This is a genomic window from Salegentibacter agarivorans, from assembly GCF_900113135.1.
GTDB lineage: Bacteria > Bacteroidota > Bacteroidia > Flavobacteriales > Flavobacteriaceae > Salegentibacter > Salegentibacter agarivorans.
The window spans coordinates 56,391-83,293 of the sequence record NZ_FOOH01000013.1 but is presented as its reverse complement, the minus strand read 5'-3'; the positions used below and the strand labels follow the sequence as shown (position 1 = coordinate 83,293).

Sequence of the window (26,903 nt, the reverse complement as noted above, 5' to 3'; positions counted from 1 at the left end):
CTTATTTAATTTTTGCCCACGAATCTCTTAGGCCAACGGTGCGATTAAATATTGGTTCCCCTTCTTTTGAATCTTTATCTACACAAAAATATCCTATACGTTGAAATTGAAATTTATCCTGAATTCCTGCCGATTTTAAACTAGGTTCTACAAAACCTTTAATTACTTCCAGTGAATCTGGATTTACAAATTCCATATAATCTTTTTCCTTATCGCCATCGGGATTTTCTACGCTGAATAAGCGGTCGTAAAGCCTTATTTCAGTTTCTAATGCGTGCTTAGCAGAAACCCAATGCAAGGTTCCTTTTACTTTTCGCTTAGATTCTTCGGTGCCACTACCACTTTTACTTTTAGGATCGTAAGTACAATGAATTTCGGTAATATTTCCTTCGGAATCTTTTACCACTTCCTCACCTTTAATAATATAAGCGTTCTTTAATCGCACCTCTTTCCCAAGGGTTAACCTGAAAAATTTTCGATTTGCGCTTTCTTTAAAATCTTCTTTTTCAATATAAAGTTCTCTTGAAAATGGAATTTCCCTGCTTCCGGCCGACTCATCTTCCGGGTTGTTTTCTGCTTCTAACCATTCTTCTTTTCCTTCTTCATAATTGGTAATCACCAATTTTACAGGATCTAAAACACCCATAACTCTTGGTGCTGTTTTATTAAGGTCTTCCCGCGCACAAAATTCTAAATGTGCAACATCAATCATATTTTCACGCTTTCCAACCCCAATAGAATCGGCAAACTTCCTGATTGAATTTGGTGTATAACCTCGTCTTCTTAAACCCGAAATTGTTGGCATTCTGGGATCGTCCCAGGAGTTAACCACGCCTTGCTCTACCAATTGCATCAGTTTACGTTTACTAACAACTGTATGGCTTAGGTTTCTGCGAGCAAATTCTCTTTGTTTCGGTTTTAATTCGCCTTCCTTACTTACTTTTTCAACAAACCAGTTATATAATTCGCGGTGCGGTAAAAATTCCAGCGTACAAAAAGAGTGCGAAATATTTTCTATAAAATCACTTTCGCCGTGTGCCCAATCGTACATTGGGTAAATTTTCCAGGTATCATTAGTACGATGATGATTTTTATGCAAACAGCGATACATTACAGGATCGCGCATTAACATATTTGGGGAAGTCATATCTATTTTTGCACGTAAAACGTGACCTCGCTCTGGAGTTTCCCCGTTTTTCATTTTCTCAAATAGGTCCAGGTTTTCTTCTACAGAACGATTTCTATATTGACTTTCCTTCCCTGGATCGGTTGGAGTCCCTTTTTGAAGCGCAATTTCTTCTGATGTCTGGCTATCTACATAAGCATCTCCATTTTTTATCATTTCTACAGCCCAATCATACAACTGCTGAAAATAATCTGAAGCATAACATTCTTTTTCCCATTTAAAGCCAAGCCACAAAACATCTTCTTTTATAGCATCTACAAACTCCTGCTCTTCCTTAATAGGATTTGTATCATCAAATCTAAGGTTTACGGGCGCATTGTATTTTTCTCCTAAACCAAAATTTAAGCAAATAGAAGACGCGTGCCCAATATGAAGATAACCATTGGGTTCAGGCGGAAACCTGAATTTTAGTTCTTCTTTTTTGTGGGTATTTTGAAGATCTTCTTCTATAATTTGCTCAATAAAATTGAGCGATCTTTTTTCTTCAGCCATAATTTATTAAAATCAAAAACCTCGTAAAAGAGGTTAAAATCAGACATTTATTTTTAGATTCGATCCGGGTTCAAAATATTAAACCCTACATGGTATAAGCCACAAAGTTACCAAAAAATAGGTCGCCGCACCCAAGCTTTGCCAGACAAGAAATAATATATTTTGATTAAGTAGAACTCAAATTCAAATCTTTGAGGAAAATAATAAAATCCAGGGCAATAAAATTGAATTAAAGCACCTACCCGCTTATCTTTGTAAACTCCATCGCGCAAGCTGAGGATCCCTGAATTTCAGGAATAATTTAAATAAGATAATCTCTATAATTGAGTAAAAAATAATCTTTTGGGAAGTATAAAATTAAAAAACATCAGGGTTTTTGCCTATCACGGTTGTCTTGATGAAGAAGGAAAAATAGGAAGTGATTATCGGGTAGATCTTAAGGTGAAAGGCGATTTATCTCATTCTGCCAAGACCGATTCTCTTGGAGATACCATAGACTATGTACATTTAAACAAAATTGTTAAAGAAGAAATGGCAATTAGGTCTAAACTTCTGGAAAACGTAGCCGAACGTATTTTAAAAAGAGTTTTAGATGAAATAATTTTAGTACAAAAAGCAAAGGTTGAAGTTTCAAAAATAAATCCGCCTATTGGTGGGAATGTGGCAATGGTTAGTGTAATTAGAAGTAAATCACGCTAATTTTTTGGTTTTCAATATTTAGAAAAGATTATTTTAAGAACTAAATTTTATTAATTTTAGTTTACTAAATCTTCCTGAATAGCACTGATTAGTTTTATTTTTTAAACTATAAATTTTTATTACATTTGCCAACCCTTAAATAAACAGGGCATCGTGGCCGAGTGGCTAGGCAGAGGTCTGCAAAACCTTGTACAGCGGTTCGAATCCGCTCGATGCCTCAAAAAAAGCTCCTTTTCTAAGGGGCTTTTTTTATACGCAAAATTCAAGGTTTATACTTAATTCTTAATGGTATCGTTTGGAGTAATCGTTTCAATTTGATCTTTAATTCCATTAACCTGGTTAGGAAAGAGTCCCTGGAAAATAAGCATTCCGCCAAAAACGATAAGCATTATACTAATCCCCTTTTTCATAAGATAGATTCGGTTTGGGGTTAATTTTCGGTTTAACTTTTTGGCGAGTAAAATTTTAAAAACATCTAAAACGAGATAAGTTCCTAAAACACTTCCGAAGAAAACCATTATACGATCCTGTTCCATATCCAGTTTTGGCCCAAAAACGATAATTAATCCTAACCAAAAACCCAGGACACCAATATTGATGAAATTCAACAGAAATCCTTTTACTGCTAAACCCATATAATCGCTTTTACTGAGTTTTCTTATCTCTGGGGTATCATCTTCTTGCCTAAGTACTTTTTTGGTCTGTACAAAGCTCATTACCCCGTAAGTGGCTAGAATCATACCACCAAAGATAAACAGTGCAGGATCATCTTTTATGCTGGCGAGTAGTTTGGTAGTACTTAAATAGGCGACAAAAAGGAATACAATATCGGCTAAAATAACACCTAAGTCAAATGCAAAAGCGGCTCTAAAGCCTTTAATAGCAGCAGTTTCCAGTAACACAAAGAATACCGGACCAAGTAAAAATGCCAAAAAAAGACCTAAGGGTAGGGCTGCTAATACATCCTGAAACATACAATTGTATTATTTTACAAATGTAGACTTTTTAGTTTTTTCTAATTATTTTGCCGCCAAACAGGGTATTTTGATCTAAAGTTTTAGGATTACCATATACGTTTACGGTACCTCCCGCCCTTACCTTTGCTTCTACATTTCCGCTGGCAGTAATATCTGCAACACCACCGGCTTTGATACTAATTTTGGTATTTACAGACTTTAAATTTTTTGCGAAGAATTTTCCACCGGTATTAATAGCTATTTCCTGATCTTCGGTTTTACCTTCAACCTCAATTTCACCTCCAGTATTTGAATCAACATATAGTTTATTAAGCTTTACATCAGCAAAAATATCGGCCCCTTCTGAAGCATTTAAATGAAGAAGATCCTGTTTTAATTTAGAATCAACTTTTATGGAAGCATTCTGGCGGGCATCAATTTTATCAAGTTTTTTAAACTGAATTGTGATCTGAGTATTATCATTATCTAATATTTCATCAATACTCATTCGCACTTTTAAAACGCCATTATCAATTTTGAATTTTACATCGGTGCGGTTTTCACCGGTTATGGTGGCTTTATTCTGGTTTGCTTCTTTTAAAATCACATCCAAACCATTATAGACTTTAATTTCATTAAAATCTTCTAAATCCTGGGTGAGTTCCTGGGCGCTTAGCATACCAACACTCATTAAAAACAGTATAAAAAGATATTTTTTCATCTTTAAAAAATTTTATAGTTAAGTCTGCCCGAAGGTCTTTTCCTTTATCCTGAATTTATTTTTAAATTCTAAGATGTTCGTCAACTTAGATCCTAAAATAATCCGAAACTTTGGGACAGGATAAGGTTCTATTTTTTCTGAAATTTATTTACTCTTCATTTTTTCCGATAAGTGTAAAATCTAAGTGTCTTTTTACTAAATCGGCATTTTTCACTTTTACTATTACTTCATCTCCCAATTGGTAAGACTTTTTGGTTTTTCTACCTACAATAGCGTAATTATCGGCATCAAAATCATAATGATCGCCTTTTATATCGCGAAGACGAATCATTCCTTCGCATTTATTTTCTATAATTTCCACAAATATCCCGAAGTCGGTTACTCCAGAAATTACACCCACAAATTCTTTATCCTGGTGATCTATCATAAATTTCACCTGCATATATTTAATAGAATCCCTTTCGGCATTAGAAGAAAGGTTCTCCATTTCACTACTGTGATGACATTTTTCATCATATTCTTCTTCTTTTGCTGAAGGTTGCCCATCTAAATAACGCTGCAATAAACGATGCACCATCACATCTGGATATCTTCTAATTGGCGAAGTAAAATGCGAGTAATAATCGAAAGCTAAACCATAATGACCAATATTCTCGGTGCCATAATAGGCTTTACTCATTGTTCTAATGGCCAGTGTATCTACTAAGTTTTGCTCCTTTTTACCCTGAACATCCTGTAGCAATTGATTTAATGAAGAAGAAACAGTTTTCCTGTTTTTAAGGTTTAATCCGTGACCAAACCTGGAAACCAGGCTATTTAAAGAAACAAGTTTTTCTTCGTCGGGTTCGTCGTGACAACGATAAATAAAGGTTTTCTTTTGTTCTCGTTTTCCAATGAATTCAGCCACTTTTCGGTTGGCTAAAAGCATAAATTCTTCAATAAGTTTATTGGCATCTTTGGCTGTTTTAAAATAAACACCTACAGGTTCATTTTCTTCGTCTAATTGAAATTTAACTTCCACTTTATCAAAAGAAATTGCACCCTGACGCATTCTTGCGGAACGCATCTTTTTAGCCATTGAATTCATAGTTAAAACAGCATCAACAATTTCATCTTTCACCGTATAAGCTTTATCCTGGATAGAAATATCTTCAGAAATTTCTCCTTTTTCCGTTTCTATGATCTGTTGAGCTTCTTCGTAAGCAAACCGTGCATCAGAATATGTTACGGTTCTCCCGAACCACTCATTCACCACTTTTGTACTCTTATCGATTTCAAAAACTGCCGAAAAAGTATATTTTTCTTCGTTTGGCCTTAAAGAACAGGCGTTGTTTGAAAGTACTTCAGGCAGCATTGGTACCACGCGATCTACTAAATACACCGATGTTGCACGTTCGTAAGCTTCGTCGTCCAAAATGGTTCCCGGTTGTACGTAATGCGAAACATCGGCAATATGAATTCCTATTTCCACATTTCCATTATCCAGTTTTTTAAAACTCAGGGCATCATCAAAATCTTTTGCATCTGCAGGATCTATGGTAAACGTCAAAACATCGCGCATATCGCGACGTTTTTTAATTTCTTCGGGTTGAATTGAAGTATCAATTTCATCGGCAAAATCTTCTATTTCTTTCGGAAATTCGTGAGGCAAACCGTATTGTGCCAGGATTGAATGTATCTCGGTATGATGTTCACCGGGAGTACCTAAAACCTGAATAATTTTACCAAAAGGAGAGTCGGCTTTCTCTGGCCATTCTTCAATTTCCACAACTACTTTATCGCCGTTTTTAGCATCGCCCACTTTGTTTTTCTGCACAAAAACATCTGTATACATTTTTGGATCGCCAATAACAACAAAACCAAAATCTTTTTGCATATCAAGCACACCAACAAATTCGGTTCTTTTACGCTTTAAAATTTGGGTTACTTCTCCTTCAGATTTTTTATTTCGCTTTCTGTTATAAATATATATTTCTACTTCATCACCGTTAAAAGCCGTATTAAGATCTTTGGGAGAGATAAAAACATCATCTTCTAACTCATCTACCAGGGCATAGGCATAACCCTTTGTGGTCATATCTATCACGGCGTTGTAATAATCGTTACTTTTCTTACTTATTTTAAACTTTCCACGTTCCTCTTCTTCAATCTGTTTTTTTGCAGTTAACTGGGCTAATTTTTTAATAATATTATTTCTACTTGTAGCATCATTCACTCCAAGTTTAGCGGCAATTTGCTTATGATTAAAGGTTTTTCCAGGTTCCTTTCTAAGGATATCTATTATACTTTTGGCAAGGTCACCCTGGTGTTGGGATTTATTTTTATTCTTTTTACTCATTTCAATATTTAAAGTATAAAATTACGGCTTCTGCATTACATGACATCTATTTGCGATTAAAGTTTTGTTAAGCGCTCTGAAAATTATTCTATTACAAAATATTTTTACATTTCCTTAACATAAATTTCGTACTGGGTAAAATCCCCCGTTTTTTGATACTTCAAATAAATTACATATCTCAAATCTTAATTTTTTCTTAATTTTAATTTAAAGTTGCTGCAATACATATTCGATATATTTGCAACATTTGGTAATCAAGTTGCTATGAAAAAAGCCCATAAAATATCGTTCCTTTTCGTTTTAATCTTCCTACTTGGATTAATAGGTTTTATAGCTTCTATAAACCTCACCTTAAATAAAAAAAGCCAGGTAGATATTAAATCTGCCAAGCTCTATACGGATGAAAAAATAAGTTTTTCAGTAGAAACTATATCCTATACAAAATACATTTAAATAACTGATTTTTAGTTTTTTAAGCTTTTTTATTTTAAAAGTTATAATTCCCAATTTAACTCATTTCCAGAGGCTTATATTTTATAAGGTTAAACTTTAAAATTCCAAACTCAAATTTCAATTTTTACAGATAGCATTCAATGTTATCAACATTATATATTATTATTCTTTTTTCTTCTTTTTATAAAAATTAAAACTAATGATTATTATAGTCTGTTAACTTGTAGAATAATTTTTTTGAGGTTTATTTGGTTTTTAAGTTAGCTTATTTTGATAACAACTTATTAACATACTTCTAAAGTTCTAAAAGACTGGAAATCTTACTATTTTAATATTTACTTAACAAAAGTTGATAACCAAATCTTAATATCTAATCGGGATAAATTGAAATGAATTTAGTGTTCACAACCTGTTTTTATATGCTGATAACTTTGCTAAAAATAACAGACTTATAATTTGATTTACTCGTAGATATTTTGCTATTGAAATTTAATTTGAATACCGCAAATAAGTTTCTCAGTTTCTCATCAATGCTTATCCACAATGCTATGTCAATACTAAACCCTTGATACTAAAGGATATTTAAAAAGTAATTAACAATTGAAAATAACCTTGTTACTAAGAGGTTTTTTTACCTTTGTGACAGCTAAAAACTTAATTATGAAAATTGCAATAGGAAACGATCACGCCGGTACCGGATACAAGAAAAGAGTTGTTGATTACCTGAAAAACAAGGGTATAGAAGTTATTAACTATGGTACTAACAGTGATGATAGTGTAGATTATCCAGATTTTGTACATCCCGTAGCCGATGATGTTGAAACCAATAAGGTAGATTTTGGAATTATTATTTGTGGTAGTGGTAATGGTGCAAATATGACTGCTAATAAACACCAGGGTGTGCGTTCTGCTTTGTGCTGGACGGGTGAGATCACTAAACTGGCCAGAGAACATAATAATGCTAATATCTTGAGTATTCCCGCTCGTTTTGTTTCAGAACACCAGGCAGTAGATATGGTTCAAATCTTTTTGGAAACTTCTTTTGAAGGTGGAAGACATCAAAAACGAGTGGATAAGATTCCGGTTGAAAAATAGATATATTATTGTATGTATAGAAAAGACTGTTTAAAACTGTTTAAACAGTCTTTTCTTTTATTATTTCTGAATAAAATATTCATTAGAAACATATGGAGATTCTTATTAAAAATTTCAACGAACTTAGTCTTGAAGAGCTTTACCAGATATTACAAATTCGGTCTGAAGTTTTTGTAGTAGAACAGGACTGTGTTTACCAGGATATAGATGGTAAAGATCAAAATGCATTACACATTTTAGGAGTTAAGAATGGAAAAGTAATTGCCTATACTCGCTGTTTTGATAAAGGATTTTATTTTGAAGAAGCCGCTATCGGCCGGGTTCTGGTTAAAGAATCGGAACGTAGAAATGCTTATGGGCATCTTATTCTAAAAGCTTCTGTAGAAGCTATTAAAGAGCGTTTTAAAACCGATAATATCAAACTTTCTGCGCAACAATATTTAACCGATTTCTACGAAAGCCATGGTTTTATACAAATAGGCGAAGGCTATCTTGAAGATGGAATTCCACATATCGCGATGGTAAAATAATTATTGCAAAATTTCTGAATAACGCTGGTTATTGTTTAAAATAGATTTAGCTTCCAGGATCTCAGGATTGTGATCTACATAATACTCATACAAGCCTTCTTTATAGAAATAGCGCTTTATAATCTCATCGGTTAAAATACTTACTATTTCGTGTTTCTTCTCGTCTAATTCTTTCTTCTTCTGAGCTTCAATTTCAGTAGAAATACTTTTATAATGACCTAAAATATCCTGTTCATAACCTTCTTTGGAAGCAATGGCAAGTAGTTCTTCAAGTTCCTGTTCTGTAGCGGTTTTATAGTCGAAATTAGAGGTTTTCAAGAAGGATTTAAAATTGTTGAAATCTGCATCGGTGAACTCGAATGATTCAGGATCTTTCAAGTCATTTTTATAATAATATTCGGTAGCAAAATTAAAAATGGCATTCTGTGCTAGCAGTGCATTGGTAATATTACTGTATTCTGAGGTTTCCAGTTTAACATCGGGAGAAATTCCGCCGCCATCAAAAACGCTGCGTCCATTACGGGTTTTAAACTCGTTATAATCTTCTACAGCTCTTTTTATCGCTTTCCCCTCTTCATCTCTTTCAGCATAATTTAAAGCCTGTATACACCTTCCGCTAGGCGTATAATAACGGGAAATAGTAATTTTAAGCTGGGTACCGTAAGCGAGTTCTTTAGGGCGCTGCACTAGGCCTTTTCCAAAACTTCTGGCACCTACAACCACTCCTCTATCCAGATCCTGAATAGCGCCAGCAACAATTTCGCTAGCGGAAGCACTACGTCCGTTCACTAAAACCACCAACGGAATTTGCGTATCTATAGGTTCTTTTTGGGTTTGGTAAGCTTTGTTATATTTTTCTATAACCGATTTGGTGGTGGTGATCAATTCACCTTTTGGTAGGAAAATATTACTCACGTTTATAGCTTCAGTTAATAAGCCTCCGGGATTTCCTCTAAGATCCAGGATAATTTCTTCTGCACCCTGGTTTTTTAGATCTTTTAAAGCCCTTATTGTTTCTGAAGAAGCTTTGGCGTTAAAGCGGGAAAGTACTATATACCCGGTTTTTTCGTCCAAAAGTTCATAAAAAGGCACTGCTTTTAAGTTAATGGCACTCCGGGTAAGCTCGGTTGACTTTATTTCTCCCTGTCTACGATATTTGATATTAATTTGCGAATCTGGAGAGCCATTGAGTAATTCTCCAACATCATCGGTATAATCGGCTACTTTTATTCCCTCAATTTCAATAATTTCGTCCCCGGCTTTTAAACCGGCTTCATCGGCGGGATAACCTCTGTAAGGTTCCATAATCAATAAAGCATCTTCTATTACCTGTACTGTGGCTCCAATACCGCTGTATTCACCAGAATTATTGATTCTTGCGGCTTCTACATCCTGCTCGTTCCAGTAATTGGTATAAGGATCCAAATCTGCCAGCATCGCTTTAATCGCGGTATCCATTAAAGCAGCGGGATTGGTTTCTTCAACATAGTTCATGTTGATTTCCTTAAAAAGCGTGGTAAAAATTTCAATCTGTTTGGCGATCTCAAAGAAATCAGATTTAAAACCAAAACTGCTGAAAATTAATGTAGCACCCATCGTAACTACCGCAATTTTTTTGGCGAGTTTCTTTTTCATTTTTCAATATTTTTTACTCGATAATCGAGATTAAATTTCCTGAGGTGATTTAAGCCGATTTATAGAAATTCAGCTTATTTTATTTTCCGATTCATTAAACTTCTCCATTACTTTTATCATTGCTTTATTTAGGTCTTCCAGACTAATTTCGTCCCTGGAAATATAAATAAACATCAAAGCATAAGGTTGTGTGAAGTTGCTGGTTACAAGATACTTATTTTTTCTGAAAGCTTCCCGCATCAAACGTTTAATACGGTTGCGGCCAACAGCAGTTTTTACCAGCTTTTTAGGTACTGAAACCCCGGTTTTAAAATGTTTAATTTCAGGATTGGTAATGGGAAGATAGATGAGTTTTAAAGGATATTTTTTAACCGATTTCCCTTCCTGAAATAATATATCTATGAGCTTTATGCTCTTTAATTTTTCGTCTTTTCCAAAACTTTCATCCATAATTCAAAAGTAAGGATAGTTTTAAGTTCTCTATGATGAAATGAAGAATTTAAGCGGAAATAAATAGAATTCAGAGCCTATTTAGTTATAGTTATTTTCTACGTCAACCTGAACTTGTTTCAGAGCCTGCTCCGAAATTTGTTCGGAGTTCTAACAGGCTTAGATTCTGAAATAATCCCGAAGCCTCGGGACAGAAGGACGATTGGAAAACTGATATAAAAAAAGACCTCACAGTTTTATACCTGTGAGGTCTAAATATTAATTTAAATATTTCGAAAAACTACTCCTGTTCTTCTTCTTCTGAAGTTTCTTCGGCAGTATAAAGGTTATTATCTCTGTTTACATCGGCCATTCGTTGAGATTCGTCTATTTCTATACTTTCAATCTCACTAAGTGGTTTATCTATGTTCAATTCGTAAGTTGGATAGGCCCAGGCCCAATCTTTTGCTACGGTCCAGTTTTCGTGTTCTGCATATTTTTCCCAACGCATTATTTGCAACGGGATATAGATCATTTCCTCTTCGCCAGTGGTATAACGAACGGTAAGATCTATAGGCATAGGCATTAATTTTTTTCTTTCTAAAGTTACTTTAGTCGAATTCTCATCTGTTTCGGTAACTTCTTTAATTCCATAATCTATAGTATTAGTAGTACGCGTCCAGTCGTTTAAATACCAGTCTAACTCTGCTCCTGAAACTTTCTCGGCAATTCTTATAAAATCGTTTGGCGTTGGATGTTTAAATTTCCATTCGTCATAGTAACGTTTTAGGGTTTTATCAAGGTTATCCTCTCCAATAACATAACCTAATTGCGCTAAAAATACAGCGCCTTTAGAATAAGCTGATGCTCCATAAGCGGCGTTTAGTGCATAACGATCTGCCTGGGTGGTTTGTGGTTGCTCCATCCCGGAATTTGCTAATCCCATATAGCTGCGGTAAGAACCGGTATGTGGGTTTTCAGCATAAGTTTCCATAACCTGGTTCATTCCGCGGCTGGAAATATAGCTGGTAAAACCTTCGTCCATCCACTCGTGTTTGCTTTCATTTGTAGCCATTAAATGTTGAAACCAGGCGTGTGCAAGTTCGTGAGCAGTTACACCTACCAGACTTCCAAAGTTACGTTCTCCTGTAATTAAGGTTAACATGGCATATTCCATTCCCCCATCGCCACCTTGTGCTACGGTATATTGATCCCACGGATAAGGGCCTATATTTTCATTGAAAAATATTAGTAAATCTTCGGTTTTCTCCTGAAGATTTTTCCAGTTTTCCTTTATTTCATCATTGTCTTTATAGAAAAAATGAAGTACAGTTCCGTCTTCAGCAGTTCTTTTATCGTGAATATAATCAGGATCTGCGGCCCAGGTAAAATCGTGCACTTTTGGTGCTACAAAATGCCAGGTATGCGTGTCACCTTTTGCTTCTATTTCTTCATCTGAATAGCCGTGACCAATTTCATCTGGATTTTGAAGATATCCTGAAGCAGCTACAGTATAGTCTTTATCAATCGTAAGTTTTACGTCAAAATCGCCCCAAACTCCGTGAAATTCACGGCCAATGTAAGGCGCTGCGTGCCAGCCTTCAAAATCATATTCTGCCATTTTTGGAAACCACTGGCTCATAGAAAGCGCTACACCTTCTAAGCTATTTCTACCGGAACGGCGAATTTGCTCGGGCACCTGGCCTTTAAATTCCATATTAAAAGTAGCTTTTTCTCCCGGTAAAATAGGTTCGTCCAGTTCTACTTCCAAAATAGTTCCAACTTCTTCATAGGAAAGCTCATTTCCATCCTGGTTAAGGCTGGAAACTCTTAAATAACCCTGTTGATCTTCGGTTAATTTAGAAATACGGTCTCCTACCCTTCTATCTGGATCTTGTATGCTTGTAGAGCGCACATCCATTTCACTTCCGGGTTGAAAAGCATTGAAATATAAATGATAAAAAACGCGATCTAAAGTATCAGGTGAGTTATTGGTGTATTCCAATTCCTGTGTACCGGTATATTGAAAGTTTTCAACATTCATGTTAACCTCCATTTTATAATCTACGTGCTGTTGCCAGTAGCTGGTGTTGTTTTGGGCGCTGGCCAGGGAGGTTGCAACAAAGGCCAGACTTAATAATAATTTCTTCATTTAATTGTGGTTTTTATGATCAAAATATTACTCGATAATCGAGATTTAAATGCTCCGAGGCTTGCCTCGAAATTAAAATATTTTTTCCTATTTATGCCTCTGGCTTGCACAGAGGTAGTTTACTTGAATTCTAATTTGTTTGTGAAGCTAAAATAAGGGCATTATAAAGATTTACCATTTTACCTGATGTAGATAATTCTTTAAAATCCTTAGTATTGCTTCTATCGCCACCTACAATTACATTGGCATTAGTGGTTAAACCACTGTCCATAATAATTTGTTTAACCTGCGCAGCGCTTAATTTTGGATAAAATGAACGAATAATTGCAGCTACCCCGGCCACGGCTGGTGAAGCCATAGAGGTACCCTGTAAATATTCGTATTCATTATTTGGCGTTGTAGACCAGATCTTAGTTCCCGGAGCAAAAACATCAATATTTGTTTTTCCGTAGTTAGAAAAATCGGCTACCAGTTGAGAACCGTAGTCAAAATTAAGAGCACCAACCGTTAAGAAATTATCGGAAATTTCCTGGGGTGCTTCAGGGGTTTGATCGTTGGGATAAACGGTGTTTTCGTCTAAATTAAGACCTTCATTTCCTCCGGCATTTACTATTAAAACATCGTTTTCTGCAGCATATTGAATGGCTTCTGTAACCCACTCTGGATTAGGTGAAAAATACTTTCCAAAACTAGTATTAATCACTTTTGCGCCATTATCTACGGCATAACGAATTGCCAGGGCAATATCCTTATCGTATTCATCACCATCTGGTACGGCACGTAAAACCATAATTTCAGCATTATTGGCTACACCGTTAATACCCATATTATTATTTCTTTCTGCAGCGATAATTCCCGCAACGTGGGTGCCGTGCTTAAGATCTTCTTTATCTTGTGAAGGTCCCATAACATTGGCGTTCCCATAGTTTGTATCGGTAATATCATATGGATCGTCACCTACCGGCGCGCGGCCATCTAATTCTAAGTTAAAATGAGTATCTAAACGACCGGCATAATAGTCAATACCTTCATCCAATTCATCTAAGGCTTCAGGAATATTTTCGTTTACATTATTTTGAATTTGCTGCAACATGGCTTTATACTGTGCCAATTGCCCGGTAGCTTCCATTTCATTAAGCTCTTTTTTAGTATAATCTTCTTTACCAAGTTGCGAAGAAACAGCCTGGTGGGCTGCTACCAATTGCTTTTTAATTTGCTCGTACTGGTTTTTGCTCTGTACCGTTTCAGCGTATTCTTTCTCGTATTCTTCTTTAGCTTCCTGGTAGTATATATACTCGGCACGATCTGCTGTACTTATAGAACTAGCCGATTTACCTTCATATTTTGGCTTTAAACGCTTATAAATACGGGTGTATTCCATATTTTCTTTTACAGCATCACCAAGAAAGTTCCAGCCGTGCATATCATCTATATAGCCATTATTATCGTCGTCTTTTCCATTACCGGGAATTTCATCGGTATTGGTCCAGATTACACCATCAAGATCTTCGTGCTCAATATCAACGCCGCTGTCTATAACGGCAACGATAGTTTTTTGTCCTTTGTTATTTTTAATAATTTCTGAATAAGCTTTATCAACGCTCATTCCCGGAATAGTATCATTTACAAGATCGGCCCCGCCCCAACCCTGGAGTTGAGTATCAGTAAGATCTGTAATTTTAAGCGGAATAGAATCTATATTCGCAATTGGGGTAGAAACAATTTTTGGGGAGCCGCTTCCGCAGGAAGCTAAAATAAGGGCGCTTCCCATTATTAATGCTGGTTTTAAAAAGGGTATTTTCATTTATTCTATTGAATTTAATTTATCTGAAAAATTAATTTGATTTTATACAGAATTCAACTTAATTAAAAAGTTCATTAAAAGTAAAGGTTTTGTCTAACCTAACTCCTTTTTCGGTGTTTTTTAAAGTGATAATTTCGTTGTGAGCATCGTGCTCCAGGAACAAATAATAACCTTTATTTGCCGCTTGTTTTAAAATTGTCTCTTTTTCGGTTAAAGTTAGTAACGGCCGGGTATCAAATCCCATAACGTATGGTAAAGGAATATGTCCGGCTGTGGGCAATAAATCTGCCATGAAAACAAGGGTTTTATCTTTATACTGAATATGCGGAATCATTTGTTTATCGGTATGTCCATCAACAAACAGCACGCCAAAATCAAATTCCTGAGATTGTATGAAATTTTTGTTCTCAGTTCGATCTAAAAAATGTAGCTGACCGCTTTCTTCCATAGGGAGGATATTTTCAGGAAGAAACGAAGCTTTTTCCCTGGCATTAGGTTCTGTTGCCCATTCCCAGTGATCTTTATTACTCCAGAATTTCGCATTTTTAAAAGCCGGTTCATACCCGGTTTTGTCTTTATTCCATTTTATGGCGCCTCCAACGTGGTCAAAATGAAGGTGTGTTAGGAAAACATCGGTAATATCATCACGGTGCAATCCGTACTTTTTAAGCGACTTATCTAAAGAATGATCACCCCAGGGATAATAAAAACCAAAGAATTTATCGCTTTGTTTATCGCCCATTCCGGTGTCTATAAGACTTAATTTATCCCCGTCTTCTATAAGCAGGCAACGGGCTGCCATATCTATCATATTATTAGAATCAGCAGGATTTGTTCTGCTCCACAGGCTTTTTGGGACTACACCAAACATAGCACCACCATCTAATTTAAAATTACCAGATTCTATAGGGTATAATTTCATAATATTCAGTTTAGGTTCTGCAAATTACTAAAAGCAAAAAACATGCGCTGCTAAATTTCTATTAGCAGGCATGTTTCAAAAATTTAAGAGGTTAAAATTTATGCTATTCCAGGTAAATTATTTTTTCTCCTTCATCTATAGTATCGTTATAATGGAAAGGTCTTTTAATTCCTTCGGTATTAACAATAAAAAATGGAAGAATAGAGTTTTTATCGTCTTTATGCTGTTTTACCCACTCACGAGTAGAAATTTCTTCTTCTACCGTGTATGTTTTCTCTTCAAAATTACCATTGCTAATTTTTGCTGCCCAGGGTTTTAATTCAGTTTTATTGGCAAAAAGGGATGTAGCATTAATTTTATCAAGCATATCTACATCGGTGCCGCTTTCACTTGGGGAAACCAATACAATTTTATTTGGGATATAAAATGCATCGTCTGCCAGTTGTGCGGCCAGGAAGTTTATTTCGCTATTGCCGGTAAGTCCTATAAAAGTGCCTTTTTCTATGGCTTTGGCATCTTCCAGGGTTTCTTCTTTTAAAATGTTACCGTACATACTATTAAAGCCCTGTTTTTTAGCTTCGGCAACCATTTCGCGGTTGGCATCTATAATAATCACATCATCATCTTTTTGCTGAAGTTGTTTCGCCATATACAAACCAAGCGGATTGGCACCTAAAATTATGTAACCTGATCTTGATTCCTGATGTACTAATTCGTTTCTATTTCTTAGCCAGGTTGTAGTCCAGGTTAAGAAAAGTGGGACTGTAAGGGTGGTGAAAATGGCCATAAAAACGAGTATAGAGAAAATTTCGCTTGTAATAATGCCCATTTGTAAGCCAATTCCTGCAATTATAATTTCTACGGCGCCACGCCCATTCATTCCGGTCCCTACGGCAATACCTTCTCGCCAACCATAACCGCTGGGAAGGTAAAAAAGTGCAGTACCAAGGATTTTACCTACCATAGCAACCACTGTTACAACTATAAGCATAAGTAAATCTGTTTGAAAGACCTCAAGGGTGACATTAAATCCTGCTGAAACAAAAAAGATAGGCGCCAGAAAACCTATAGAAATATCGTGAAATATATGGTTAATATCTTTTGAAATTTGCCTGTTAAAAACACCGTCACGAATAAACAAACCGGCCATAAAAGCTCCAAGAATACTATGTAATCCAGCTACTTCTGCTAATTCAGAAAAACCCAGTACAATAATTAGAATTATGGTAAAATGTAGCGTTCTACTGGTATAGTTAGACTTCATTAAAAATTTACCTAATAGCGGTAATAAATAAATTCCTGCAAGTGCGGTAAAAACAAAGAATAAGATTGCTTTGCCCGCAACCCAAACCAAGCCAAGAGTATCAATACTCCCGGCGTCTACATAACTTACAATTCCTGCGAAAATCACCAGAGCGAGCGTATCAGAAATAAGGGCACCGGCCATAAGAACGTAAGCAATTCGGGTATTGAGAAGTTTTAAATCTACGAGTATTCTACTTTTAGTTGCGAGCGAGGTGACGGCAACCGCAATTGCCACAAAAATTGCTGCCATTTGCGTCCCTCCAAAATAAATTATGGAATAATAACCAAGTGCAAAAGGCACGATAAAACCACCAATAGCGGCTAAAAGCCCGGGCCAGGAAGCTTTTCCAAGGTCCCTAAAATTAATTTCCATCCCTATATAAACCATAAGCAGGATGATACCGACTTCGGCCAGGACGTTAATCATTTCAGAAGTTTCCATTATTCCCAATAGGGCGGGACCAAGTAAAATTCCTATAATCAGCTCTCCCAGAATTGCGGGATATCCTAATTTTTTTGCGGCAGAGCCTCCTAACCATGCACTGAATAAAATAATTAGGAGACTAAGAATATTTAATTCTTCCATAAAGAATATTTTGGTGGTTGAACCTACAAAATATCAATATTTTCACTAATTACAGATATTTATTTATGTTAAATGACTATAAATCGTATTTATTAGATATTCTGAAATTAAACTAAACGGAGTACCTCTAAGAGATATTCAAAGAAAAATAATCTGATTCGAAGCAAGAAATATTGAAAGATTGAGGAAGGAAGTGAAACATTTAAAACTCAATTATTCAGTAAAAAGCCTGAAATCCTTAGAGAGTTGCCATTAAATCAACCTATTTTTGTAAATAGCAATTTATAGCTCAAATAATTAACGCATGTTAGAACTTGCAAGTTTGGTAATATTGGGAATCCTGGCCCAGTGGTTAGCCTGGAAGATTAAAACCCCGGCAATTTTACCACTTATTTTAATTGGCCTTTTAGTTGGGCCCATTTCAACTTTAATTAGTGAAGATGGTACCAAATGGGTAGAACCTATTTGGAACGGCTCTGAAGGCTTATTCCCTGGGGAAAGTTTGTTTTATTTCGTTTCTCTAGCCATTTCAGTTATTCTTTTTGAAGGAGGATTAACCCTTAAAAGGAGTGAAGTTGGTAATATTGGTCCGGTAATTTTAAAACTTATCAGCGTTGGGTCAGTGGTCACCTTTTTAGGTGCAGGTTTAGCCGCGCATTTTATATTTGATCTTTCCTGGCAAATTTCCTTTTTATTTTCAGCCTTAATTATTGTAACCGGTCCTACGGTTATTTCCCCAATTCTTCGGAATATTCCTTTAAAATCACATGTTTCCTCGATTCTAAAATGGGAAGGAATTCTAATTGACCCCATTGGTGCGCTTATTTCGGTCTTAATGTTTGAATTTATTAGGGTTGAAGGAGGACAGGATTTTACTCAAACAGCATTAATTGAATTTGGTAAGATTTTACTTTTTGGATTTACATTTGGGTTCACATTCGCCCATTTGTTGGCTTTTTTAATAAAAAGGCAGATAATTCCGCACTATTTACTCAATGTTTTTATCCTTGCAACCGTACTGGGAGTTTTTGTATTAGCCGATACATTTGCCCACGAAAGCGGACTTCTGGCTGTGGTTATTATGGGAATGGTTATGGGAAACCAAAAATTACCCAATATAAAAGAACTACTGTATTTTAAAGAGTCACTAAGTGTTTTATTAATTTCTATACTCTTTATCTTATTAGCAGCAAATATTGAAATTGAAGAGCTGTTGCTGGTTTTTAACTGGAATTCTCTTATTCTTTTTGGAGTGGTGGTTTTACTAATAAGGCCCCTGGGAGTAATTTTAAGTTCCCTGGGTTCAGGTTTAAAAGTCAATGAAATTGCATTTGTTAGCTGGGTGGGACCTCGCGGTATTGTAGCCGCCGGTATTGCCTCTTTATTCGGCTTACGATTGGCGCGTGAAGGTATTGCCGGCGCCGAATATATTACTCCTTTAGTTTTTATGATCGTGCTTTGTTCGGTTTTATTAAATGCAGCCACGGCAAGGCTTTTTGCACGTTTGGTAGGAGTTTTTATAAAAGATTCACAGGGAATTTTAATTATTGGAGCTTCATCTATAGCAAGATTAATAGGAAAATATTTACACGATAATGAGCGGCACGTAGTGCTCCTGGATAATAATTCTGATAATGTAAAGAAAGCCCGGGATTTGGGGATTGATGCCATTGAAGGCAGCGTTTATTCAGATGATCTAATGAATAATGTTGAACTGAATGATATTGGTTATTTAATGGCCATGACCGGAAACAGTGATATTAATAAAACGGCGATAACAAAATTTAAAAAGCAGTTTGGAGAAAACGGGTCGTTTAGGGTTATTACTGCCGATGAAATGAATAATCCCGAGAAGAACCCGGCTGAAGGTTTATTTTCTCATACCGATGATTATATAAAGCTAACCGAAGTTTCCAGAAGTTATCCTAAGATCCATGAATTAGTACTTAACAGTAAGGAACATTATGAAGGCTTAATTGAAATTTCTAAGACCGATCCTGATATTATTCCGCTATTTGTAAAAAATAACAAGGGAGGGTTAACTATTATACCTTCGCACAGCTCAGATGTGGAGATTGAGGAAGGATTTCAGTTAGTTTACCTAGGAAAGAAAATTCAGCGTGAAGAAAAAGGAGAAGAAGATTACAACGAAACCATAGATGAAGAGGAAACGGTTGACGCTTTAGAGGGTGATAGAGAAGAACAGGAGCAGGAAAAATAATTAAGCTTCTTTTTCCATTTCTTCCATTAAGTTATCGGTAATTTCCATGTTGTGATAAACGTTTTGAACATCGTCGTCGTCTTCAAATTTTTCAACGAGGTTCAGGATTTTTTTGGCGTCTTCCACAGGTAATTCTACAGTATTCATAGGAATTCTTTGAACTTCAGAAGATTTTACTTCAATTTCCAATTCTTCTAATTTAGAAGCCATTAAGCCGAAATCATTAAAATCGGTATAAATAGTGATATAATCATCTTCCTTTTCAATTTTTGAAGCGCCACCTTCAATAAGTTCGAGTTCAAATTCTTCGAGATTCATCTCTATTTTCTCCCGTTCAATGGTAAATACTCCTTTTTTATCAAATAGGAATTCCAGTGAACCATTGGTTCCTAAGTTTCCACCATTTTTAGAAAAAGTAGATCGAACTGAAGCCACGGTTCTATTGGTATTATCGGTAGTACATTCAATAAAGAACGCGATTCCGTTGGGTCCGTAACCTTCAAAGGTTACGAGTTCATAATTATCGGCATCAGCGCCGCTGGCTTTCTTTATAGCGCGTTCTATAGTGTCTTTGGGCATATTCACACCCTTGGCATTAGAAATGGCATTACGCAGCGCGGGATTAGCTTCAGGATCGGGTCCGCCGCCTTCTTTTACAGCCACACTAATCTCTTTAATTGCTCGGGTAAACTGCTTTGCACGTTTCTTATCCTGTGCACCTTTGCGGTGCTTTATATTTGCCCATTTACTATGTCCGGCCATTTTTTTAGTTTTTAGATGGTAGACTTACAAAATTAAGAAAATGTATAAAACAGAAAAACATCCCTGCTCTCAGGGAGATTTGAAATTAATCATTTCTTTTGTGAACTTTTTTATACTCCTGACTTGTATGAAGAACTGCGAAAATAATTAATGTATTTTCTGAAATTTGATAGAAAATTGCATAAGGAAATTTTGTAACCAAAGCTCGCCTTAGATTTTGGTATTGAACCTGATAATGTTCAGGGAATTTGCGGATATATTCGATTTCAGAATTTATTTCTGCTTTAAAATCTTCTGAAAGTGGATTTCCTCCTTTTTTAAAGTAGTATTTTTTGGCTTCCGTCAGATCGGTTTTAACCTCAGGTAAGAATTTAACCGAAAAAGCCATTACCAGGTTTCTTTAAAACTATCCCAATCTGAAAGATTTTCGGGATTTTTTTCAAAACTTTTAATTCTCTTATCCAGTTCTTCTTTTTGAGAAGTTGTAATTTCTGGACATAGAATTTTTTCAATAACTTCTATAACATGCTCATCTTTGACTTTAGTGAGCTCTTGAATTAAGTTATATTTTCTGGTAACAAGATCCATAGTCCTTCATTTTAAACTAAAGATACAAAATTAGCTTATAATTAATTTTCTAATCATTTAGCTTCAAAACTGCCATAAATGCTTCCTGAGGAATTTCCACATTTCCTACCTGGCGCATACGTTTTTTACCTTTTTTCTGCTTTTCTAGAAGTTTACGTTTACGGGAAATATCACCCCCGTAACATTTTGCGGTAACATCTTTTCTAAGCGCTTTTACGGTTTCACGAGCAATAATTTTTGCACCAATTGCAGCTTGGATTGGAATATCAAATTGTTGTCTTGGAATTAACTCCTTCAGTTTTTCACACATTTTTTTACCAATATCGTAAGCATTATCAACGTGGAGTAGTGCAGAGAGCGCATCTACAACATTTCCGTTTAATAAAACATCTACTTTAACCAGTTTTGACTGGCGCATTCCTATTGGCGAATAATCGAAGGAAGCGTAACCTCGGGAAACGGTTTTTAACCTGTCGTAAAAGTCGAAAACAATTTCAGCTAAAGGCATATCAAAAGAAAGTTCAACCCTTTCTGTAGTAAGATACGTTTGGTTAGTAATTTCACCCCTTTTTTCAATACAAAGCGACATTACATTCCCTACATAATCAGCTTTAGTGATTATAGTAGCTTTAATATAAGGTTCTTCTACACGGTTAAGTGACGAAGGTTCCGGCAGATCAGATGGGTTATTAACCAGGATTAATTCATCTGGGTTTTTATTTGTAAAAGCGTGGTAAGATACGTTGGGTACGGTAGTAATTACCGTCATATCAAATTCACGTTCTAACCGTTCCTGAATAATTTCCAGGTGTAACATTCCTAAAAATCCACAACGGAAACCAAAACCTAATGCAGCAGAACTTTCCGGTAAAAATACCAGGGAAGCGTCATTAAGCTGAAGTTTCTCCATAGAACTTCTTAGTTCTTCATAATCTTCTGTATCTACTGGATAAATACCGGCAAAAACCATAGGTTTTACATCCTCAAACCCTGCTACAGCTTCGGTAGTAGGATTTTTAGCATCGGTAATAGTATCCCCAACTTTTACTTCGCGGGCATCTTTAATTCCTGTGATAAGGTAACCTACATCGCCCGTTTTTATTTCCTGCCGCGGGAATTGCTTTAAACGCAAAGTTCCTACTTCATCGGCGAAATAATTTTTCTGGGTAGCTACAAATTTAATATTCTGGCCTTTTTTAATCGATCCGTTAATAACTCTAAAATAGGTTTCTACACCTCTAAATGGATTGTAAACCGAATCAAAAATAAGCGCTCTTAGAGGAGCATCTACTTTCCCGCGTGGGCCCGGAACGCGGGTTATAATCGCTTTCAGAATTTCCTCTATTCCCAGCCCTGTTTTTGCACTTGCAGGAATAATATCTTCATATTCACACCCCAGAAGATCTACAATATCATCGCTTACCACTTCTGGGTTTGCACTTGGTAAATCTACTTTGTTAAGTACGGGAATTATCTCAAGGTCGTTTTCCAGGGCTAAATAAAGGTTAGAAATAGTTTGTGCCTGGATACTTTGAGCAGCATCAACCACTAATAAAGCACCTTCACAAGCTGCGATAGAACGGGAAACTTCGTAAGAAAAATCTACGTGTCCCGGAGTATCAATAAGATTCAAAACATATTTTTCTCCTTCATATTCATAATCCATCTGTATGGCGTGACTTTTAATAGTAATGCCACGTTCACGTTCCAGATCCATACTATCCAGGAGCTGTTCCTGCTTTTCACGATCGGTTACAGAACCGGTAAAGTCCAGTAAACGGTCTGCCAGGGTACTTTTTCCGTGGTCAATATGGGCGATTATACAGAAGTTTCTAATATGCTTCATCGGGTATTTTTAATAATTGAATGCCTTAAAAGGTAATCAACAAATTTAAGTTTACAAATATAGTTTATTTCATAGTCCTAAAAAGAAAGATAGATAATAAGAATATGGAAAACCGATTTTAGAAATTATCGCTTTTCGAATAATTCATTTAAATAAAAAAATGGTTAATCTTTTAGTTAATTATAAAAAAACTTACTTAAGTGTGTAGTGGTTGTAAAAAAGTTTCTTTTTTTTGTAAGAAACAATTATGTTAGAATTTTGCTAAAAGGCGTTAAGTTTAACCCAAAAATAAATTCTCAACTTATATAAGATAAATACCTATGGCAGCTAAAACCGCAACCAACCAGAACAACACCAGTAGATCTATTGTTATAATTGGGGTGTTATTTTTCATCTTTGGCTTTGTTACCTGGCTAAACTCTGTGCTTATTCCTTTTTTAAAAACAGCCAGCCAGTTAAACAATTTTGAATCTTACCTCGTAGCTTTTGCATCTTACATTTCTTACTTTGTAATGGCAATCCCCTCAGCCTGGGTTTTAAAGAAAATAGGTTTTAAGAACGGAATGTCCCTGGGACTTATAGTTATGGCCATAGGTGCTTTAATTTTTATTCCAGCTGCAATGTCCAGAACCTACGCAATGTTCCTTTTTGGATTATTTGTTCAGGGAACAGGATTGGCGTTACTACAATCTGCTGCCAACCCGTATATCACTATTCTGGGGCCAATTGAAAGTGCAGCGAAGCGAATTAGTATTATGGGAATTTGTAACAAAGTTGCAGGTGCCTTAGCTCCAATTATTTTCGGTGCAATTTTGCTGAAAAATATGGATGCGGTAGAAGCAAGGCTAGAAGGAATGGGTGCCGCCGCAAAAGCTGCTGAATTAGATGAACTCGCTTCACTCGTGATTACACCATATATAATTATGGCTGTAATTTTGGTAGGATTATCGGTGCTTATTTATTATTCAGCTTTGCCTGAAATTGAAACCGATGGAGAAGATGATACCCTTGCTGCTGCTAATAAAAGCAAGACCAGTGTGCTTCAGTTTCCAAATTTATTATTAGGAACTCTGGCGATGTTCCTGTATGTGGGAGTAGAGGTAATTGCAGGAGATACTGTAATAAGTTATGCACGTGATGGGCATGATATTGCAACAGATGTGGCTAAATATTTTACCACTTATACTTTAATTGCAATGATTGTAGGTTACTTAATTGGTACGGTAACTATTCCAAAATATATAAGTCAGCAGAAAGCCTTGCAAATTTCGGGGATACTTGGAATTATACTCGGGTTAGCTGCAATTTTTACTGATGGGTATATTTCAGTGCTTTGTATTTCCCTTTTAGGTTTGGCAAATGCTTTGGTATTTCCGGCTATCTGGCCTTTAGCACTTCACGGCCTGGGAAGATTTACTAAAATGGGATCTTCATTTTTAATTATGGCCCTTGCCGGTGGAGCTATTTTACCGCTAATTTATGGTTACCTGGCAGATACTTTTGATCCGCAATCGGCTTACTGGATAGTTATCCCAAGTTACCTTTATATCTGGTTTTTTGCTGCAAAAGGGCATAAAATAAAGTAAATTACCTCGGAGAAATAATCTCTGATTTCTGGGTTGGTCCTGGAGTTTATAAATTTCGATTATCGAGTAAAATATTGTTATAATGAAAAGTTTAAAGTTAAGTGTTAGTTTAGTTTTTTTAGTGTTATTTCAGTGGGGTTTATCCGCACAAGAATCCCAAACTGAAAAACCGGCAATCATTCCGCAGCCGGCAGAAATTGAGTGGAAAGAAGGTTTCTTTACACTCCAGGAAAGGACAGTGGTTTGTTTTAATTCCGGTGCAGAAGCATCGGCTGCCTGGCTGCAGCGATTGTTGAAAAATACTTATACGCAAAGTTATACTATGAAAGGCGAAAACTGTAACGGTTTTAGCCTTAATCTTGATCCAAATCTTGAAGAAACCCTGGGGAAAGAAGGTTATAATTTGAATATATCTTCTAGTGTGGTTAGTTTAGAAGCAGCTTCGGAAGCAGGACTTTTCTATGGAATTCAAACCATACGACAAATGTTCCCGGCTGAAATTGAAAATAAAAAAGTTTCAGAAGAAATTAAACTTCCGCAGGGTAGTATTTCAGATAGTCCAAAATACGAGTGGCGTGGTTCCATGCTGGATATTGCCCGTAGTTTTTTTGGCCCAGATTATATTAAAAAGCATCTAGACAGAATGGCTGTTTATAAATTAAACCGACTTCATTTGCACCTAACCGATGACCAGGGTTGGCGAATAGAAATAAAACAAAAACCCAAACTAACTGAACTGGGAAGTAAAGGCGCTGTAAAAGGCGGTCGTTCCGGGTATTTAACCCAGGAAGAATATAAAGAAATCCAGGAATATGCCGCAGCGAGAAATATTGTAATAGTTCCTGAAATTGATATGCCCGGCCATATTTATTCTGCATTAATGGCGTATCCTGAATTGAATTGCGACGAATTTGCAAATATTGAACCCAGGTTGGCAACTCCTCCACAACTTTTCCACGAGTACACAGTGGGCTGGAGCAAATTATGCCTGGATAAACCGGAGATCTACGATTTTGTTGCAACGGTTTTAAGCGAAATGGCCGAAATTACTACGGGAGATTATTTGCATATTGGAGGAGATGAAATTGAAGATGAACGCTATAAAGAATTTGTGATAAAAGCAGATTCTATTGTTCGAGGTTTAGGAAAAACAACCATTGGATGGGAAGAAGTAACCCAGGCACAGGTAGATAGTACATTGATTAGTCAGCGTTGGAATGGGAAAACCAATAGTGTAGTGAATACGCCTATAATAGAATCTATTTGTTCAAGTTTTTATTATGATCACGCCAACGTGCCGGGACAGGAAATGACCAATAACTGGTGCAAGGAAGATGGAGTTTCTTTAAAAGATGCTTATACCTTTAAGGTGAAAAACCCAAATACAATAGGGGTAGAGGCTCCGGTTTGGACCGAGATGGTACTTTCTAATGAAGCTGCCGATGATAGGTTTTGGCCGCGAACAATTGCGATGGCAGAAGTGGGTTGGAGTGAAGAAGAAAATAAAGATTATAAAAACTTTATAAAAAGATTAAGTGAACATGGATTGCGACTGGACCTTATGGATGTGCATTACTTTCGAACTCCAGAGGTAGAATGGAACAGCGATAGAAATAAAGGTGTTTTTTCAGAATTTATGCCTAAATCTAAATTTTAAATTATTTCAGATATTTTATTTAAAAAATTTACCCTCGAATTATAGATCGAGGTATATTATAATTAAACCTAAAAAATGGAGAATAATAATCCCGAAACTGAAAAAACTTCTAAATATAATGATTTAGAGAAAATGAGTACTTCAACTCTGCTTCACAATATAAACAAGGAAGATAAAACCGTTCCAGAAAGTGTTGAAAAAGAACTTCCTGCAATTCAAAGATTAGTTGATGCTATAGTACCTAAAATGGAGGCCGGTGGGAGATTACTTTATATTGGAGCTGGAACAAGTGGTAGACTGGGTGTTTTAGATGCTTCCGAATGTCCTCCTACTTTTGGTGTTTCAGATGAATTAGTTATTGGCTTAATTGCTGGGGGTGATATTGCGTTAAGAAATGCTGTAGAAAATGCTGAAGATGATACCAATCAGGCCTGGAAAGATCTTCAGAAGTTTGATGTTTCAGAAAAAGATGTGTTGGTAGGGATCGCTGCATCAGGTACTACTCCATACGTTATTGGCGGAATTAAGGATGCGCGATCTAAAGGAATTGTTACCGGGTGTATAACCTGTAGTTCCGGAAGTCCCTTGGCCAAAGCAAGCGAATTCCCTATAGAGGTGGTTACTGGCCCTGAGTTTGTAACCGGCAGTACAAGAATGAAAGCAGGTACTGCGCAAAAGCTGGTATTGAATATGATCTCAACCAGTGTAATGATAAAACTAGGTAGGGTAAAAGGCAATAAAATGGTAGATATGCAACTTTCCAATAAGAAATTGGTAGGTCGCGGAACTAGGATGATCATGGAGGAACTAAATGTAGATGAAGCTGAAGCCGCACGATTGCTTCAAACATACAAAAGTGTACGAAATGTACTGGCAAAATATGAAAATTAATATTTTACGAAATATAATGTTGTAACTTTTCTACAATGGCATTACTTAA

21 protein-coding genes and 1 tRNA gene are annotated in these 26,903 nt (G+C 36.0%); 8 read left to right on the top strand and 14 right to left on the bottom strand.

All coding sequences use genetic code 11. From position 1 onward, the window contains the following. Position 1 precedes the first annotated feature (1 nt). On the bottom strand, positions 2-1,678 hold the full coding sequence (locus BM084_RS11010; protein ID WP_093304734.1) for a glutamine--tRNA ligase/YqeY domain fusion protein: 1,677 nt from the start codon (positions 1,676-1,678) through the stop codon (positions 2-4). A gap of 342 nt (positions 1,679-2,020) precedes the next feature. Between BM084_RS11010 and folB the strand changes: the two genes are divergently transcribed. Both folB and BM084_RS11000 read left to right on the top strand, forming a co-directional pair. After that, complete coding sequence (folB, locus tag BM084_RS11005; RefSeq protein WP_075325371.1) at positions 2,021-2,377, top strand: dihydroneopterin aldolase; 357 nt, start codon at positions 2,021-2,023, stop codon at positions 2,375-2,377. A gap of 147 nt (positions 2,378-2,524) precedes the next feature. After that, a tRNA-Cys gene (locus BM084_RS11000) sits at positions 2,525-2,595 on the top strand. A 57-nt stretch (positions 2,596-2,652) separates the two neighbouring features. Here the strand turns inward: BM084_RS11000 and BM084_RS10995 are convergent. From BM084_RS10995 to rnr, 3 genes are all read right to left on the bottom strand, one after another. Continuing rightward, the gene (locus BM084_RS10995; RefSeq protein WP_075325372.1) at positions 2,653-3,351 is read right to left on the bottom strand and encodes a LysE family translocator; all 699 of its coding nucleotides are present in this window, start codon (positions 3,349-3,351) and stop codon (positions 2,653-2,655) included. 31 nt (positions 3,352-3,382) lie between these two features. Next, the gene (locus BM084_RS10990) at positions 3,383-4,054 is read right to left on the bottom strand and encodes a head GIN domain-containing protein (RefSeq protein WP_075325373.1); all 672 of its coding nucleotides are present in this window, start codon (positions 4,052-4,054) and stop codon (positions 3,383-3,385) included. A gap of 148 nt (positions 4,055-4,202) precedes the next feature. Beyond that, positions 4,203-6,392, bottom strand: a complete 2,190-nt coding sequence (gene rnr / locus BM084_RS10985; protein ID WP_075325374.1) for a ribonuclease R — start codon at positions 6,390-6,392, stop codon at positions 4,203-4,205. Between the two features lie 1,113 nt (positions 6,393-7,505). Between rnr and rpiB the strand changes: the two genes are divergently transcribed. Further along, positions 7,506-7,940 (top strand): ribose 5-phosphate isomerase B, encoded by a 435-nt coding sequence (gene rpiB / locus BM084_RS10975; RefSeq protein WP_075325376.1) that lies wholly within the window; start codon positions 7,506-7,508, stop codon positions 7,938-7,940. Between the two features lie 92 nt (positions 7,941-8,032). Beyond that, complete coding sequence (locus tag BM084_RS10970; RefSeq protein ID WP_075325377.1) at positions 8,033-8,470, top strand: GNAT family N-acetyltransferase; 438 nt, start codon at positions 8,033-8,035, stop codon at positions 8,468-8,470. Here the strand turns inward: BM084_RS10970 and BM084_RS10965 are convergent, their stop codons facing one another. From BM084_RS10965 to BM084_RS10940, 6 genes are all read right to left on the bottom strand, one after another. Then, entirely contained in the window at positions 8,471-10,105 is a 1,635-nt protein-coding gene (locus BM084_RS10965; protein WP_075325378.1) for a S41 family peptidase, read from the bottom strand. Between the two features lie 69 nt (positions 10,106-10,174). Continuing rightward, entirely contained in the window at positions 10,175-10,555 is a 381-nt protein-coding gene (rnpA, locus tag BM084_RS10960) for a ribonuclease P protein component (RefSeq protein WP_093304728.1), read from the bottom strand. A 280-nt stretch (positions 10,556-10,835) separates the two neighbouring features. Further along, the gene (locus BM084_RS10955; protein ID WP_075325380.1) at positions 10,836-12,686 is read right to left on the bottom strand and encodes a M1 family metallopeptidase; all 1,851 of its coding nucleotides are present in this window, start codon (positions 12,684-12,686) and stop codon (positions 10,836-10,838) included. A 130-nt stretch (positions 12,687-12,816) separates the two neighbouring features. Continuing rightward, positions 12,817-14,490 (bottom strand): S8 family peptidase, encoded by a 1,674-nt coding sequence (locus BM084_RS10950; protein ID WP_093304725.1) that lies wholly within the window; start codon positions 14,488-14,490, stop codon positions 12,817-12,819. Between the two features lie 58 nt (positions 14,491-14,548). Next, the gene (locus tag BM084_RS10945; protein WP_093304722.1) at positions 14,549-15,412 is read right to left on the bottom strand and encodes an MBL fold metallo-hydrolase; all 864 of its coding nucleotides are present in this window, start codon (positions 15,410-15,412) and stop codon (positions 14,549-14,551) included. A 103-nt stretch (positions 15,413-15,515) separates the two neighbouring features. Beyond that, positions 15,516-17,303, bottom strand: a complete 1,788-nt coding sequence (locus BM084_RS10940) for a cation:proton antiporter domain-containing protein (RefSeq protein WP_075325383.1) — start codon at positions 17,301-17,303, stop codon at positions 15,516-15,518. 304 nt (positions 17,304-17,607) lie between these two features. Between BM084_RS10940 and BM084_RS10935 the strand changes: the two genes are divergently transcribed. Beyond that, complete coding sequence (locus tag BM084_RS10935) at positions 17,608-19,524, top strand: cation:proton antiporter (protein WP_075325384.1); 1,917 nt, start codon at positions 17,608-17,610, stop codon at positions 19,522-19,524. On the opposite strand, the gene BM084_RS10930 is transcribed toward BM084_RS10935, so the two are convergent. The 4 genes from BM084_RS10930 to lepA form a co-directional block, all read right to left on the bottom strand. Next, complete coding sequence (locus BM084_RS10930) at positions 19,525-20,286, bottom strand: YebC/PmpR family DNA-binding transcriptional regulator (RefSeq protein ID WP_075325385.1); 762 nt, start codon at positions 20,284-20,286, stop codon at positions 19,525-19,527. It lies immediately after the preceding gene. 85 nt (positions 20,287-20,371) lie between these two features. Further along, the gene (locus tag BM084_RS10925; protein ID WP_075325386.1) at positions 20,372-20,674 is read right to left on the bottom strand and encodes a type II toxin-antitoxin system RelE/ParE family toxin; all 303 of its coding nucleotides are present in this window, start codon (positions 20,672-20,674) and stop codon (positions 20,372-20,374) included. Then, the gene (locus tag BM084_RS10920; protein ID WP_075325387.1) at positions 20,674-20,874 is read right to left on the bottom strand and encodes an addiction module protein; all 201 of its coding nucleotides are present in this window, start codon (positions 20,872-20,874) and stop codon (positions 20,674-20,676) included. The genes BM084_RS10925 and BM084_RS10920 overlap by 1 nt, the downstream gene beginning before the upstream one ends. 49 nt (positions 20,875-20,923) lie before the next feature. Then, complete coding sequence (gene lepA / locus BM084_RS10915; protein ID WP_075325388.1) at positions 20,924-22,720, bottom strand: translation elongation factor 4; 1,797 nt, start codon at positions 22,718-22,720, stop codon at positions 20,924-20,926. A gap of 320 nt (positions 22,721-23,040) precedes the next feature. On the opposite strand from lepA, the gene BM084_RS10910 reads away from it, so the two are divergent. From BM084_RS10910 to murQ, 3 genes are all read left to right on the top strand, one after another. Beyond that, complete coding sequence (locus BM084_RS10910) at positions 23,041-24,306, top strand: sugar MFS transporter (RefSeq protein ID WP_075325389.1); 1,266 nt, start codon at positions 23,041-23,043, stop codon at positions 24,304-24,306. Between the two features lie 82 nt (positions 24,307-24,388). Further along, positions 24,389-25,963, top strand: coding sequence for a beta-N-acetylhexosaminidase (locus BM084_RS10905; RefSeq protein ID WP_093304719.1), 1,575 nt, complete (start codon positions 24,389-24,391; stop codon positions 25,961-25,963). A 75-nt stretch (positions 25,964-26,038) separates the two neighbouring features. Next, on the top strand, positions 26,039-26,854 hold the full coding sequence (gene murQ / locus BM084_RS10900) for an N-acetylmuramic acid 6-phosphate etherase (RefSeq protein WP_075325391.1): 816 nt from the start codon (positions 26,039-26,041) through the stop codon (positions 26,852-26,854). Positions 26,855-26,903: the final 49 nt, after the last annotated feature.

Coding starts and splice junctions, on each gene's coding strand:
- BM084_RS10910 (WP_075325389.1), top strand. CDS start 23,041: ATGGCAGCTAAAACCGCAACCAACCAGAACAACACCAGTAGATCTATT.
- BM084_RS10930 (WP_075325385.1), bottom strand. CDS start 20,286: ATGGCCGGACATAGTAAATGGGCAAATATAAAGCACCGCAAAGGTGCA.
- BM084_RS10995 (WP_075325372.1), bottom strand. CDS start 3,351: ATGTTTCAGGATGTATTAGCAGCCCTACCCTTAGGTCTTTTTTTGGCA.
- BM084_RS10950 (WP_093304725.1), bottom strand. CDS start 14,490: ATGAAAATACCCTTTTTAAAACCAGCATTAATAATGGGAAGCGCCCTT.
- BM084_RS10990 (WP_075325373.1), bottom strand. CDS start 4,054: ATGAAAAAATATCTTTTTATACTGTTTTTAATGAGTGTTGGTATGCTA.
- BM084_RS10970 (WP_075325377.1), top strand. CDS start 8,033: ATGGAGATTCTTATTAAAAATTTCAACGAACTTAGTCTTGAAGAGCTT.
- BM084_RS11010 (WP_093304734.1), bottom strand. CDS start 1,678: ATGGCTGAAGAAAAAAGATCGCTCAATTTTATTGAGCAAATTATAGAA.
- lepA (WP_075325388.1), bottom strand. CDS start 22,720: ATGAAGCATATTAGAAACTTCTGTATAATCGCCCATATTGACCACGGA.
- rnr (WP_075325374.1), bottom strand. CDS start 6,392: ATGAGTAAAAAGAATAAAAATAAATCCCAACACCAGGGTGACCTTGCC.
- BM084_RS10935 (WP_075325384.1), top strand. CDS start 17,608: ATGTTAGAACTTGCAAGTTTGGTAATATTGGGAATCCTGGCCCAGTGG.
- BM084_RS10905 (WP_093304719.1), top strand. CDS start 24,389: ATGAAAAGTTTAAAGTTAAGTGTTAGTTTAGTTTTTTTAGTGTTATTT.
- murQ (WP_075325391.1), top strand. CDS start 26,039: ATGGAGAATAATAATCCCGAAACTGAAAAAACTTCTAAATATAATGAT.
- BM084_RS10925 (WP_075325386.1), bottom strand. CDS start 20,674: ATGGCTTTTTCGGTTAAATTCTTACCTGAGGTTAAAACCGATCTGACG.
- BM084_RS10920 (WP_075325387.1), bottom strand. CDS start 20,874: ATGGATCTTGTTACCAGAAAATATAACTTAATTCAAGAGCTCACTAAA.
- BM084_RS10965 (WP_075325378.1), bottom strand. CDS start 10,105: ATGAAAAAGAAACTCGCCAAAAAAATTGCGGTAGTTACGATGGGTGCT.
- BM084_RS10945 (WP_093304722.1), bottom strand. CDS start 15,412: ATGAAATTATACCCTATAGAATCTGGTAATTTTAAATTAGATGGTGGT.
- rpiB (WP_075325376.1), top strand. CDS start 7,506: ATGAAAATTGCAATAGGAAACGATCACGCCGGTACCGGATACAAGAAA.
- BM084_RS10955 (WP_075325380.1), bottom strand. CDS start 12,686: ATGAAGAAATTATTATTAAGTCTGGCCTTTGTTGCAACCTCCCTGGCC.
- rnpA (WP_093304728.1), bottom strand. CDS start 10,555: ATGGATGAAAGTTTTGGAAAAGACGAAAAATTAAAGAGCATAAAGCTC.
- BM084_RS10940 (WP_075325383.1), bottom strand. CDS start 17,303: ATGGAAGAATTAAATATTCTTAGTCTCCTAATTATTTTATTCAGTGCA.